Below are 12,923 nucleotides of genomic sequence, written 5' to 3'. Positions count from 1 at the left end.
CACGCGTCCCGGTTCATCCGCAGGAACCATCCGGTGTCGTGAACATTCTGATGGAGGGGTTGCGGCGGGCCCGGCTCGCGCGCGCTGGCAACGTTCGCCTCTGGCGTGGGGGAGCCGTGAGTACAGTCATAGAGAACCTGCTGTTGCGGAAGCAGAAACTCGTGGAGCAGCTCGAAAAGGCGCCATCGGTCGAGGATCGCGACAAGATCGAGCACCAGCTCGAGCAGATCAACACCGCGCTGGATTTTCTGGACAGGCCGGGATCGAAGGACGCGAAATAGCCGCGCTCAATCCACCTTAGATGTCTCGACCTTCAAAGCCCTGGCATAGACCAGCCCCGAATTGGTGATATGCGTGGTCATCAACTCCTCGAAGGCGGCGAGGTCGCCGCGCGCGAACAAATCGAGAAGCTTGCGGTGCTCGTCGAACGAGGTGCGGGTGCGCACGTCGATCGGCGAGGTCAGATTGGTGCGGAGCGCGGCGACGCGGCCGGAGACAAGTTGATAGGATTCGGCGAGGTAGCGGTTGCCGCAATGGGTGAACAGCGCCTCGTGAAAGGCCGCATCGGCGCGGCCATAGGCGATGTTGTCCTTCGCCGCGACCGCCGGCTCCATTGCGGCGATCGCATCGCTCATCGCGGCGGCCGCACCGTCGCGATCGCAGCGATAGGCGAGCTCGGCCGCCCTGGGTTCGAGCGCGATGCGGAAGGTGCAGAGCGCATTGATGTCCTCCGCGCTCGGCGTGAACACAAAGCTGCCGACCTGCGGGCGGATCACCACGAGGCCTTGCGCTTGCAACAGGCCCATCGCCTCGCGCACCGGCGTGCGGCTGACGCCGAAGGAATTGGCCACCATCTCCTCGGAGATGGCGGCGCCCAGGGTGAACTCGCCCTCGATGATCGCCTGCCGCAACCGCTGCATCACCCGCTGCGACAGTGATTTCGGCGTGTCGAGCTTGAGCGAGCGCATCTGCTCTCTCAGACGACTTTGCCGGGATTGAGCAGATGGTCAGGATCGAGCGCCGCCTTCAGTGTCCGCATCAGAGCGATCTCGGCCTCGCTCCTGGCATGTCCCAGCCACTTCTTCTTCAGCGTGCCGATGCCGTGCTCGGCCGAGACGCTGCCCCCCAGCTCGCGCACCAGACCGTAGATGATCGTATCCATCTCCTCCTTCGGCTGCTGCTCGACGGGAAGGCCGGTGACCCAGGAGACGAGATGCAGATTGCCGTCGCCGATATGGCCGTAATAGACGCTCTCGCAGCCCTCGATGCCGGAAGCCAGCGCGGCCTTGCAGCGCGTGGCGAACTCGTCCATCCGCGCCACGGCAAGGCCAATATCATAGGAGATGTGCGGGCCCAGCACCTGGCCGAACTCGGCGCAGATGTCGCGCACGCGCCAGAAGGCCTGCGTCTGCGCCAGCGATTGCGCCACGGCGGCATCCGCCAGCAGCCCGCGCTCCATCAGCTCTTCGAGCCAGGCCTGGAAGCGCGGCGCGTCGACGCTCTCGTCGGTGCCCTGCGCCTCGACCAGCACGTAGAGGCCGTGACCTGCGGTGACCGGCGGCTTCACGCCGGCGCGGGTCGTGATCACGTCCCAATAGTCCGGCCACATCACTTCGAACGCCGACAGCAGCGGGCCGAGCCCGCTGCGCGCCGCGCCGAGCAGCGCGACCACCGCGGCATAGTCCTTCAGCGCACAGAGCGCAGCCATGGTCGAGCGCGGCTTCGGAAACAGTTTCAACACCACGCGGGTGATGATGCCGAGCGTGCCTTCCGAGCCGATGAACAGATGCTTCAGATCGTAGCCGGCGTTGTTCTTCATCAGCTTGTTGAGGCTGGTGATGACGGTGCCGTCGGGCAGCACCACTTCGAGACCGAGCACCAGCTCGCGCGTCATGCCGTAGCGGATCACGCGGTTGCCGCCGGCATTGGTCGAGAGATTGCCGCCGATCGCGCAGGAGCCGCGCGAGCCGAGGTCGAGCGGAAAGAAGAAGCCGGCTTCATCCGCGGCTTTCTGAATTGTCTCGAGCGGCGTGCCTGCCTTCACGGTCATCGTCATCGAGGCAGGATCGATCTCCTCGATGCCGGTCATGCGTTCCAGCGAGATCGCGACCCAGCCGGCCTCGGGCGAGGCGCCGCGGCACAGTCCGGTCAAGCCGCCCTGCGGCACGAACGGCAGATGCGCCTGCCGGCAGGTCAGAATCGCGTCGGCGACACCTTGCGCATCCACGGGGCGGATCACCGCGAGCGGCGTCTGCGGCAGGCTCGCGCTCCAGTCGTTGCAATTGCGCGCCGGCACGTCGGTGCCGACAAGCACCGCCGCTGCGCCGAGCTTGTCGCGCAGGGCGCCGAGCAATTGGTCGGGGCGCCCGGCCGGGGTCACCATGTCCATGCGAACCTCCTCAAAATCTGGCTGCGCCATACGCCGTGACACCGGAAAAGGATTTGCGCGCTTCTTGTATGTAAGGTACAAGATAAAAAGTAAAGCAAAAACAAGGACCGATCCGGCTTCGGAAGATCTTTGAGATCAGAGGCTTAGCTCGGGATCGAAGCAAAGGGCAGTGTGATGACTGAGGCAATTCGCGGGTTCTGGGTGGCATCGGCGACACCGCTGGCGGCCGACGGCAGCGTGGATTCCGCAAAGCTCGCGGCTCATGCCAAGCAGCTCTTCGGCAAGGGTGTCGACGGCGTCGTGCTGTTCGGCACCACCGGCGAGGGCACCTCGTTCAATGTCACCGAGCGCGTTGCAACCATCGAAGCCGTGCTCAAGGCTGGTGTCGCGCCGGAACGCATCGGCATCGGCGGCGGCTTCCCCGCCATCACGGACAGCATCGCGCTCGCGCGCGCCGCGCTCGGTCTCGGCCTGCGTCACGTGCTGGTGCTGCCGCCTTACTTCGATCGCAGCGCCACGGCTGAAGGCATCGAGGATGCCTTCGCCGCGATCATCGACGGCGTCTCCGACGACCGGTTGCGCGCCTATCTCTATCATATCCCGCAGATCTCGGGCGTTGCGATCCCGACCGGCGTCGCCGCGAACCTGCGCAAGCGTTACGGCAGGGTGGTCGCGGGCCTGAAGGATTCCAGCGGCGACTTCAAGCAGTTCCAGGCGTTCCGTGCCGCGGCTCCCGATCTGGCCATCACCGTCGGGAACGAAACCGACATCGCCCGCGCGATCGCCGCCGGTGGCGCGGGCACCATCTGCGGCATGGCCAACATCGTGCCGGAGCTGGTCAGGGCGATGATCGACGGCAAGGATGTCGAACCGCGCATGCAGGCTGCGGCCGATATCGTGCTGAAGACGCCGTCGTTCCTCGCGACCCTGAAGGCCATCATTGCGGCGCAGACCGGCGACCCCGCGTGGTTGCGCGTGCGCCCGCCGCTCCGCGCATTGTCGGACGGCTCCGCGTTCAAGCGGAAGCTCGACGAGTTGATGGCGCCTGCCATCGCGTGAGACCGCACGACATCGCGACACGCCGCCGCGATTCGCGTACTGCGTGTCGCGGCCGACGCGAGGCCAATTAGAGATTGCCGCTCAATGCCGGTCCGTTCTTAGAACGATTCCATACTGGAGCGATTCAAGCTCGGTCACGGTTCTCCTCGATCTCGCCGGCTGTTACACGCGCACACTTCAATGTCCTGACGTGAAGTGGATTGAAAGTGCGTGCCTCCGTGGATGGCCTGCGTAGCGGCAGCCATCGTCATCGTGCCGGCGAGAGCCGTGCAGGTCTTTTCGTCGGTGTAGTCGTGCTGCTCACCGGATTTTCGTCCCATACCACGAGCGGGCGGGCGCAGTCGGCGCTGCCGCCGGTGACGGTGGAAGCCCCGGCGCCGCGGTCCAGGCCAGCACGTGCGTCGGAGCAATCGCCACGCCGCATGCAGGCCGCTCGCCGCCAATCCGCCCGCAATCCTGCCCCCGCGCCGCCAACGCTCTCGGAGCGCGCGGCCGCGGAAGCCGCCGCGCAGCAGGCCGCCAGGCTCGGCTACCGCGCGATGCCGAGCGCGACGACGCTGCGCAGCGGCGCCACGCCGCTCGACACATCGCAGGCCGTCAACGTCGTGCCTGAGCAGGTGCTGAAGGACCAGCTCCCGCGCAACATCGATGATGCGCTCATCAACGTCTCCGGCATCACCCAGACCAATACGCTGGCGGGCAGCCAGGACGCCGTGATCCGCCGCGGCTTCGGCGACAACCGCGACGGCTCGATCATGCGCAACGGCATGCCGCTGGTGCAGGGCCGCAGCTTCAATCCCGCGGTCGAAAGCGTCGAGGTGCTGAAAGGGCCGGCCTCGCTGCTCTACGGCATCATGGATCCCGGCGGCATCGTCAACACCATCAGCAAGCGTCCGGAGCTCTATCAGCACGGCTCCGTCACGCTGCTCGGATCGGCCTTCAGTGCCTCGAAGACCGGCGCGGACGGCCTGCTCGACGTTACCGGTCCGATTGGCGATCAGGGCCTTGCCTATCGTTTCATCGGCTACGGCGTCAGCGAGGACTATTGGCGTAATTTCGGCCGTCACCGCGAGATGCTGGTCGCGCCGTCGCTGGCCTGGTACGGCCAGGACACCACGGTCCAGCTCAACTACGAGCACCGCGAGTTCATTTATCCGTTCGATCGCGGCACGGCCTTCAATCCCGTGACCAAGGCACCGTTGGCGGTGCCAGCGACGCGCCGGCTGGATGAGCCCTTCAACAACACTTGGGGGACATCGGACCTGATCCAGGCCTCGGTCGAGCATCGCTTGAACCAGGATTGGAAGCTCTACGCCGGCTACAGCTACAACACCGAAACCTTCAGCGCCAACCAGCTCCGCATCACCGGCATCAACTTCACGACCGGTAACGAAACGCGGAGCAATGACGGCACGCGAGGCTCGCTCAGCAATGTCAGCTATGGAACGTCCTACATGTCCGGCAGCTTCTGGCTGGGCAACATGCGCAATGACGTGGTCTTCGGCGGCGACGGTCAGTATCGTACCATCTACCGCGACACCTTGATCCGGCAGACGACTCCCGCCTTCAATGTCTACAATCCCGTCTACGGCTTGATCGGGCCCGGGACGACCGCCTCCAATCCCGATAGTGCCCAGACCGACAAGCTCGGCCAGTGGTCGTTGTTCTTCCAGGACACTCTGCATCTTACCGAGCGGTTCGCGCTGGTCGGTGGCGTGCGCTACATGGACTACGACCAGATCGCCGGCCGCGGAAAGCCGTTCATCACCAACACCAATGTGTCGCAGGACAAGGTGCTTCCGCTCGGCGGCGCCATCTTCAAGCTTACTGACCAGATATCGCTCTATGCGAGCTACACGCAATCACTGAAGCCGAATTCGACGATTGCGCCGATTGGCGTGATGATCGATTCCAACGTCGCGCCCGAGGAAGGCGTGTCGTACGAGACCGGCGTGAAGTTCGATTTGAACAAGCGCATCTCGGGTACGCTGGCGCTCTACGATCTCGACAAGAAGAACGTGCAGACGACGAAGACCAACAGTGCGGGCATCGTGGAGCTCCATACCGTCGGCCGTGCCCGCTCGCGCGGCGTCGAGCTGGACGTGACCGGCAGGCTCACCGACAGCTGGGCCTTGATCGGCAGTTATGGCTTTACCGATGCCCGCGTGACGGCGTCCGACGATCTGACGTTGCTCGGCAAGAAGCTGCAAAACGTCGCCCTGAACACCGCCTCGCTCTATCTGGTCTATGACTTCGGCACCGCATTGCCCGGTCAGCTCCGCCTCGGCGGCGGCGCGCGTTATGTCGGCGACCGCCCCGGTGATTCCATCAACAGCTTCTTCCTGCCGTCCTATGTCGTCGCCGATATCTTCGCGACCTACGAGATGAAACGCCAGAACACGCCGGTGGTCTACCAGTTCAACGTCAAGAACCTGCTCGACACCGTCTACTACTCCTCGGCCGTCAACAATCTGAACGTCGCCATCGGCGATGCGCGTCGCGTCTCGCTGTCAGCAACGGTGAAGTTCTAGCGATGGCAGTGCGGCTAGGACACACGATCAAGGCGGTCCTGTTCCAGGTTCATTCCATCGCGGGCCTGGTCCTCGCGCTACTGGTGTCCCTGATCGCGCTGACCGGCGCGATCATGAGTTTTGAGGACGAGATCGTCGATCATCTCAATGCCGGCATCATGCAGGTCGCGCCGCGCCAGGCGCCGGCGTTGATGCCTGATGAGCTGGTGGCGCGGTTGAAAGCGGGGCAGCATCTCGGCAAGGTCGCGGCAGTCACGCTGTCGAGCGATCCGTCGGCGGCGGTCCACGTCCGCTTTGGCCGCGACGAGCAGGGCGGCCGGCCCGCTTCGCTCTATGTCGATCCCTATGATGCGCGCGTCCTGGGCTCGCCCCGCGGCGAGGCCTTCTTCGCGACCGTGCGCCAGCTGCATCGTTGGCTGCTGATTCCCGGCGACGGCAAGGGTTGGGGACGCCCGATCACCGGCAGCATCGCGATCGGCCTCATCATCATGCTGGTGTCGGGCCTCGTGCTGCGCTGGCCGCGTCGCACGGGTAGCGTGAAGATGTGGCTGAAGCCGAATCTCGGGCTCAGCGGCCGCGGACTGCACCGGACGCTGCACACCGTGATCGGCACCTGGGTCCTGCCGGTCTATCTGACGATGACGCTCACCGGACTGTATTTCTCGTTCGAATGGTACAAGGACGGCGTAACCTGGCTGCTGGCGCGTCCCCAGGTCGCCGCAGCGAAGATGCCCGCAAAGTCGCCGGGTGGCCGAGCAGAGCCGGCGTCGCCGATCGGATTCGATCAAGCCTGGATGACGTTCCAGCGCGAGGAAGGCGCTCGGTTCTCCAAGGCTCTGCTGACGCTGCCGGCGGGATCGGGCACGGCGATCCGCATCCGCTCGTGGGGCAAGGCGTCGCTGCTGGAGACCACGCGCGATGAATTCCGCATCGACGCCGTCACCGGGCAACTGGTCTCCGCGGAGCGCTACGCCGACAAGACTTTTGGCGAAACGATCATCGCGGCCATCTACGACATCCATCGCGGCGAAATCCTGGGCTGGCCCGGCAAGCTCGCGTTCATGATTGCCGCGATCCTGATGCCGTTGTTCGCGGTCACGGGCATCCTGCTCTATCTGTCGCGCCGCCGGCTGCGGCGTCCGGCGCAGCCGCCGCTCGGGCGGCTCGTCCCCGGCGAGTGAGCGTTCAAGGCTAGCCAATACGCTTCCAATCGGTCAAAAGCCCAGGCCTGTCCTCGCTAAGGTCCATGCCATGAAGCTTCCCGCCGTCACTCCCGCCGATATCCGCCGCGCCCTGCTGCTGCGCGAAGAAATAGCGGTGCTCGATCTCAGATACGAGGCAGGCTTCGCGACGGGGCATCCGCTGTTCGCCGCCAACATGTCCGCTGACCGGATCGAGATCGAGGCCGAGACGCGGCTGCCGCGCAAGGACGTGGCGATCGTGCTGTATGACGACGGTGAGGGGCTGGTCGCGCGAGGTGCCGAGCGGCTCGCCGCGCTGGGTTATACCAACATCAGCGCGCTGGATGGCGGACTGAAGGCCTGGCGGGCGGCAGGCTACGAGGTCTTCGAGGACGTCAACTCCTATTCGAAAGCGTTCGGCGAACTGGTCGAGTCGCGCAGGCACACGCCGTCGCTCAGTGCCGACGAGGTGGCCAAGCTGATCGCCGACAAGGCTGACATCGCCATTCTCGACGTCCGCCGTTTTGACGAATACGCCACCATGAACATTCCGGGCTCGGTCAGCGTGCCCGGCGCGGAGCTGGTGTTGCGTGCAGGGCAGGCCGCGCCTGATCCCCAGACCACCATCATCGTCAATTGCGCCGGCCGCACCCGATCCATCATCGGCACCCAGTCGCTGATCAATGCCGGCGTGCCCAACAAGGTTCGCGCGCTGCGCAACGGCACCATCGGGTGGACGCTGGCACGACATACGCTCGACCACGGCGCCGATAGGCGCGGCGCGATCGGGCCGTTCGAGGGCGGTCCGGCCAATGCGCGCGACGTCGCCTATCGCGCCGGCGTGCGCCTCATCGGCGCGAACGAGATGGCTGCGCTTGTCGCGCAGACGGATCGCACGCTCTACCGGCTCGACGTGCGCGACGCGGAAGAGTATGCGGCCGGCCATCTCGCGGGCTTCCGCCATTATCCGGGTGGCCAGTTGGTGCAGGAAACCGACATGGCTGCGCCCGTGCGCGGTGCGCGCATCGTCCTGACCGACGACAAATGCGTCCGCGCCGACATGACGGCGTCGTGGCTGGCGCAGATGGGCTGGGAGGTCTATGTGCTCGAAGGCCGCTATGACGGCGCGCTCGAGATCGGCCCGCCGCGCGTGCTGCCCAAGCCGGATCCGGCCCATCGCTATCGCCGTCCCTATGAAGGTACCGACGTCGCGCAAGCCGCGATGCAGGCCTATCTCGATTGGGAATATGGCCTCGTCGAACAGCTCCGCCGCGACGGCACGCACGGGTTTTATGTGATTTGACCCAGCTATTGGGCCCACCCACCGCCCCGCCATCTTCTCCCCGTATCCGACCCCTATTGTGCTGGGCCTCTTCCGCGGTCTAAGAGCTGCGGCAAAGCCGCCATTTCAGGAGTCACCATGCCAGCCCCAGGCCAAAGCCCTGAGCGGAGTGCCAAGGCGCTGCTGCTCGAAGGCGTCAATGACAGTGCCGTGGACCTGTTCAGGAGTGCCGGCTTCACCAATGTCGAGCGGCTGACCAAGGCGCTGGACGGCGAGGACCTGCGGCGCGCGCTCAAGGGCGTGTCGCTGCTCGGCATCCGCTCGCGTACCCAGATCACCGATGAGGTGCTCGCCGCCGCCGACCAGTTGCTCGCCGTCGGCTGCTTCAGTGTCGGCACCAACCAGGTCGATCTGGCGGCGGCGCGCAAGCGCGGCATTCCCGTCTTCAACGCGCCCTTCTCCAACACGCGCAGCGTCGCCGAGCTCGTGATCGGCGAGATCGTGATGCTGCTGCGGCGGATCTTTCCGCGTTCGGTGTCGGCGCATGAGGGCGGCTGGGACAAGTCGGCGACCGGCAGCCGCGAGGTGCGCGGCCGCACCCTCGGCATCGTCGGTTACGGCAATATCGGCTCGCAGCTCTCGACGCTGGCCGAGGCGATCGGCATGCGCGTGATCTATTTCGACCGCACCGACAAGCTCCGCCACGGCAACACCGAGCCCGTCGAGCGGCTGGACGATCTGCTGGCGCAGAGCGACGTCGTCAGCCTGCACGTTCCGGAGACACCGGAAACCGCGGGCATGATCGGCGAGAAGGAGCTGCGGGCGATGAAGCCGGGCTCGTTCCTGGTCAACAACAGCCGCGGCACCGTGGTCGATCTCGATGCGCTCGCGCGCGCCTTGCGCGACGGCCATCTCGCCGGCGCCGCCATCGACGTGTTTCCGGTCGAGCCGTCCTCGAACGCGGATCGCTTCAACAGCCCGGTGCAGGGCCTCGAGAACGTCATTCTCACGCCGCATATAGGCGGCTCCACCGAAGAGGCGCAGGAGCGCATCGGTGGCGAGGTCGCGCGCAAGCTGGTGGATTATTTCATCACGGGATCGACCATGGGCGCGGTGAATTTCCCTGAGGTGCAGCTGCATCTTCGCCCCTCCGGCGCGCGCTTCAGCCATGTCCATCGCAACGTGCCGGGCATGCTGCGGCGGCTCAACGAGGTCTTCCTCCAGCGCGACATCAACATCGCAGCGCAATATCTGGAGACATCCGGCGATCTCGGTTACGTCGTGCTCGATGCCGATCTCGGCGGCCAGGATTCCGGCGCGCTGCTCGAGCAGATCCGCGGTCTCGACGGCACGGTCGGCGCGCGGCTGGTGTTCGAGCATTAGCGCGTCATTGACGGCAGGCCGGAGGTCGCATTGAATGCGGCCTCTGGTGGGTTGAACGAGAAACATAAGACCGGGTGGGAACGATGACGCTGACAAGAGCGAAGCTGTGCGTATGGCTCCTGGCCACGGCGGCGGCGCTGAGCGCGAATTCCGCCTTGGCGCTGACTTTGGCGGAGGACGCAGAAACCGTCTGCAAGGGTCTCGTCGGCGGCACCGACGCCGTGAAGATCAATTCCACCACGTTGCAGGCACCCTCGCCAATCGCCGTCGCCGAACGCGGGCCGACGCCGTCCGGACGCATCACGCCGGCCAATCCCGGCTTCTGCAAGGTGCTCGGCCATGTCGACCCGGTCGACCCCAAGGCGCCCCCGATCAAATTCCAGGTCAACCTTCCCGTCGAATGGAACGGCCGCTCGCTGCAATATGGCGGCGGCGGTTTCAACGGCGTGCTGATCACCGGCCTTGCGCTGCCGCCGGCCTATCCCTTCGACAAGCCGTCGCCGCTTGCGCGCGGCTTCGTCACCTACGGCACCGATTCCGGCCATGAAACGAAACAAGGCGAGCCGCCGCAGGTGTTCGCACTCAACGACGAAGCCTTCGAGAATTTCGCTCACCGCTCCTACAAGAGAGTGCGCGATGCGGCCGTTGGCCTGATGGAGCGAGCCTACGGCAGGAAGCCGGAAAAGATGTACTTCATGGGTTCGTCGGAAGGCGGCCGCGAAGGCCTCACCATGGCGCAGCGTTACCCCGACGATTTCGACGGCATCTTTGCCCGCGTGCCTGTGATCAACTGGGTCGGCCTGCAGCACGCCGGTACGCGTTCGGGTCTCGCGACCATGGGTCCGGGCTGGATCAATCCGGCGCAGGTGAAGCTCGTCGGCAACGCCGTGCGCGCGGCCTGCGACAAGGCCGACGGCTCCGACGATGCGCTGGTGCAGAACCCCGTCGCCTGCAAGGCGGCATTCAAGGTCGAGACGCTGCGCTGCGACTCTGGCCAGAGCGGCGATCAGTGTTTGACCGATCCGCAGATCAAGGCGATCGAGACCTTGCACGGCACCTACAAGTTTCCGTTCGCGCTCGCCAATGGTCTCGACGATTATCCCGGCTGGGGCGTGTCGGGCGAGGACACGCCGGCGATCGGTCCGACCGGCGGTTGGGTTTCGTGGTGGCTCGGCACCGCGCCGCCGGCGCAACCGCCTGCGCCCAACAACGGCATCGCCTGGATCTACGGCGCCGGCGGCATCAAATACGTCTTCGCGCGCGATCCCAACCTCGACGTCACCACCTACAAGGTGGAGGAGCACAAGGCGCGGCTGCTCGAGGTCTCCAAGCTGATGGATTCGACCGATCCCGATCTCAGCCGCTTCCGTGCCCGAGGCGGCCGTCTGATCATGCTCGAGCACATGGCCGACTACGCCCAGAGCCCCTATGCCGGCATCCGCTATTTCGAGAACGTCGAGCGCAAGATGGGCAAGGCCGAGACCGCCGAGTTCGCGCGGCTCTACACTGCGCCCGGCGTCGATCATGTCGGCTCCGGCGCGCCGGCCAATGTCGACATGCTCAGTGTGCTGGTCGACTGGGTCGAGAAGGGCAAGGCGCCCGGCGATCTCGAGGTGATCGAGCAGAAGGTCGAGCCACCGTCGTTCGCGACACTGCGCGCGCTGCCGCTGTGCCGCTGGCCGGCCTGGCCGCATTACAAGGCGGGTGCGGTGACGGAGGCGGCGAGCTTTACCTGCGCGCCCTAGCGAAACGGCTGGTTTGACAACCGCCTCGGGCCCGGCTATCTATTTCGCATGCGAAATAACGGCATCGAGGCCCGGCATCATCGGCTGATCTACCTGCTGAGCGTCGCGCAGCGCCGCCTGCAGCGCTGGATGGCGGCTCGGCCCGAGAGCGAGGTGACGCCGGCGCAGGCCGGGCTGTTGTTCATTCTCGGCAGGCAGGACGGCGTCCTGATGGGCGAGGCGGGCGCGGCGCTCGATCTGGGTCCGGCCGGCATTTCCGGCCTCGTCGACCGCACGGAGGCCGCCAAGCTGATCGAGCGGCGGGCCGATCGCGAGGACGGACGCGCCTGGCGGATCTGGCTGACGCCGAAGGGACGGACGGCATTGGCGCAGGCGAAGGCCGGCGCTGCCGAGGTCAATGCGGCACTGACGGACGGATTTACAGCCGCGGAGATCGACATCGTCGCACGCTGGCTGACCAGCATTCAGGACAAGTTTCCAAGACCTTCAGAGACAAGAAGTTCAGACGACTAGAAGGAGAGACCGATGACCGAGCACGTCCGGATCGAGAACGATGGCGGAATTCTCACCCTCACGCTGGCGCGTCCCGACAAGAAGAACGCGCTGACCGATGCGATGTACGGCAAGCTCGCCGACAGCATCGAGTCCGCGGAGTTCGATCCGTCGGCCCGCGTGATCCTGATCCGCGGCGAGGGCGACATGTTCACTGCAGGCAACGACGTCGGCGAATTCGCCGCTGTGGCGTCGGGCAAGTCGGAAGGCAGCCGCAATGTCATCCGCTTCATCCAATCGCTGGCGCGCTGCACCAGGCCGCTGGTCGCGGCGGTACAAGGCCGCGCCGTCGGCGTCGGCACCACGATGCTGCTGCATTGCGATCTCGTCGTGCTCGCCGACAACGTGCAATTGTCGACTCCTTTCGTCAGCCTCGCGCTGGTGCCGGAAGCCGCCTCCAGCCTGTTGATGCCGGCGCGCATCGGCTATGCCCGCGCCTATGAGATGTTCGCGCTGGGCGAGACCGTTCCCGCCAGGTCGGCGCTGGAATGGGGCCTTGCCAACCGCGTGGTGCCGCTCGACAAGCTCGATGCCGAGGCGCTCGCGCTCGCGCAGCGTCTCGCCCGCCAGCCGGCCGGCGCCCTCACCGCCACCAAGAAGCTGATGCGCAACGGCGAGGCGTTGGTCGCGCAGATGCAGGCCGAAGGCGAGCAGTTCGCCCAGCGCCTGCGCACCGCCGAGGCGCGCGAAGCATTCACGGCCTTTGCCGAGCGCCGCCCGCCGGATTTCACCAAGGTTGCGTGAGGGAACCGGCCTGCCAGGAGCGGCGGCGGACACCACCGCAGGCTCTTGATTAAAGTC

The 12,923-nt window shown here is 65.7% G+C and carries 11 protein-coding genes; 9 read left to right on the top strand and 2 right to left on the bottom strand.

All coding sequences use genetic code 11. The features are described from left to right. The first annotated feature begins 116 nt into the window (after positions 1-116). A complete protein-coding gene (locus RX330_RS33790; RefSeq protein ID WP_198172788.1) occupies positions 117-281 on the top strand; it encodes a hypothetical protein in 165 nt (54 codons plus the stop codon). Between the two features lie 6 nt (positions 282-287). Here the strand turns inward: RX330_RS33790 and RX330_RS33785 are convergent, their stop codons facing one another. Both RX330_RS33785 and RX330_RS33780 read right to left on the bottom strand, forming a co-directional pair. Beyond that, positions 288-968 (bottom strand): GntR family transcriptional regulator, encoded by a 681-nt coding sequence (locus tag RX330_RS33785; RefSeq protein WP_317241368.1) that lies wholly within the window; start codon positions 966-968, stop codon positions 288-290. A gap of 8 nt (positions 969-976) precedes the next feature. Then, on the bottom strand, positions 977-2,389 hold the full coding sequence (locus RX330_RS33780) for an FAD-binding oxidoreductase (protein ID WP_317241367.1): 1,413 nt from the start codon (positions 2,387-2,389) through the stop codon (positions 977-979). A 174-nt stretch (positions 2,390-2,563) separates the two neighbouring features. On the opposite strand from RX330_RS33780, the gene RX330_RS33775 reads away from it, so the two are divergent. The 8 genes from RX330_RS33775 to RX330_RS33740 all read left to right on the top strand — a co-directional run bounded on the left by RX330_RS33775 (position 2,564) and on the right by RX330_RS33740 (position 12,866). Beyond that, complete coding sequence (locus tag RX330_RS33775; protein WP_317241366.1) at positions 2,564-3,448, top strand: dihydrodipicolinate synthase family protein; 885 nt, start codon at positions 2,564-2,566, stop codon at positions 3,446-3,448. Between the two features lie 200 nt (positions 3,449-3,648). After that, positions 3,649-5,979 (top strand): TonB-dependent siderophore receptor, encoded by a 2,331-nt coding sequence (locus RX330_RS33770; protein WP_375848066.1) that lies wholly within the window; start codon positions 3,649-3,651, stop codon positions 5,977-5,979. Positions 5,980-5,981: 2 nt separating this feature from the next. Then, positions 5,982-7,160, top strand: a complete 1,179-nt coding sequence (locus RX330_RS33765) for a PepSY-associated TM helix domain-containing protein (RefSeq protein WP_317241364.1) — start codon at positions 5,982-5,984, stop codon at positions 7,158-7,160. Positions 7,161-7,230: 70 nt separating this feature from the next. Next, entirely contained in the window at positions 7,231-8,463 is a 1,233-nt protein-coding gene (locus RX330_RS33760) for a rhodanese-like domain-containing protein (RefSeq protein ID WP_317241363.1), read from the top strand. A 117-nt stretch (positions 8,464-8,580) separates the two neighbouring features. Then, positions 8,581-9,825 carry a phosphoglycerate dehydrogenase gene (gene serA / locus RX330_RS33755; RefSeq protein ID WP_317241362.1) on the top strand — a complete coding sequence of 415 codons (1,245 nt, stop codon included), beginning with the start codon at positions 8,581-8,583 and terminating at the stop codon, positions 9,823-9,825. Between the two features lie 83 nt (positions 9,826-9,908). After that, positions 9,909-11,570 (top strand): tannase/feruloyl esterase family alpha/beta hydrolase, encoded by a 1,662-nt coding sequence (locus tag RX330_RS33750; protein ID WP_317241361.1) that lies wholly within the window; start codon positions 9,909-9,911, stop codon positions 11,568-11,570. Positions 11,571-11,618: 48 nt separating this feature from the next. After that, the gene (locus tag RX330_RS33745) at positions 11,619-12,083 is read left to right on the top strand and encodes a MarR family winged helix-turn-helix transcriptional regulator (protein WP_317241360.1); all 465 of its coding nucleotides are present in this window, start codon (positions 11,619-11,621) and stop codon (positions 12,081-12,083) included. Between the two features lie 12 nt (positions 12,084-12,095). Next, a complete protein-coding gene (locus RX330_RS33740; protein ID WP_317241359.1) occupies positions 12,096-12,866 on the top strand; it encodes an enoyl-CoA hydratase in 771 nt (256 codons plus the stop codon). Positions 12,867-12,923: the final 57 nt, after the last annotated feature.

This window comes from Bradyrhizobium sp. NDS-1 (genome assembly GCF_032918005.1).
Taxonomy (GTDB): Bacteria; Pseudomonadota; Alphaproteobacteria; order Rhizobiales; family Xanthobacteraceae; genus Bradyrhizobium; species Bradyrhizobium tunisiense.
Note: the sequence above shows the minus strand (reverse complement) of the source record. Positions and strands in the feature narration are given on the sequence as shown.

Bases quoted from the DNA above. Each gene is read 5' to 3' on its own strand.
- RX330_RS33785 (WP_317241368.1), bottom strand. From the start codon at position 968: ATGCGCTCGCTCAAGCTCGACACGCCGAAATCACTGTCGCAGCGGGTG.
- RX330_RS33780 (WP_317241367.1), bottom strand. From the start codon at position 2,389: ATGGACATGGTGACCCCGGCCGGGCGCCCCGACCAATTGCTCGGCGCC.
- RX330_RS33775 (WP_317241366.1), top strand. From the start codon at position 2,564: ATGACTGAGGCAATTCGCGGGTTCTGGGTGGCATCGGCGACACCGCTG.
- RX330_RS33765 (WP_317241364.1), top strand. From the start codon at position 5,982: ATGGCAGTGCGGCTAGGACACACGATCAAGGCGGTCCTGTTCCAGGTT.
- RX330_RS33760 (WP_317241363.1), top strand. From the start codon at position 7,231: ATGAAGCTTCCCGCCGTCACTCCCGCCGATATCCGCCGCGCCCTGCTG.
- serA (WP_317241362.1), top strand. From the start codon at position 8,581: ATGCCAGCCCCAGGCCAAAGCCCTGAGCGGAGTGCCAAGGCGCTGCTG.
- RX330_RS33750 (WP_317241361.1), top strand. From the start codon at position 9,909: ATGACGCTGACAAGAGCGAAGCTGTGCGTATGGCTCCTGGCCACGGCG.
- RX330_RS33745 (WP_317241360.1), top strand. From the start codon at position 11,619: ATGCGAAATAACGGCATCGAGGCCCGGCATCATCGGCTGATCTACCTG.
- RX330_RS33740 (WP_317241359.1), top strand. From the start codon at position 12,096: ATGACCGAGCACGTCCGGATCGAGAACGATGGCGGAATTCTCACCCTC.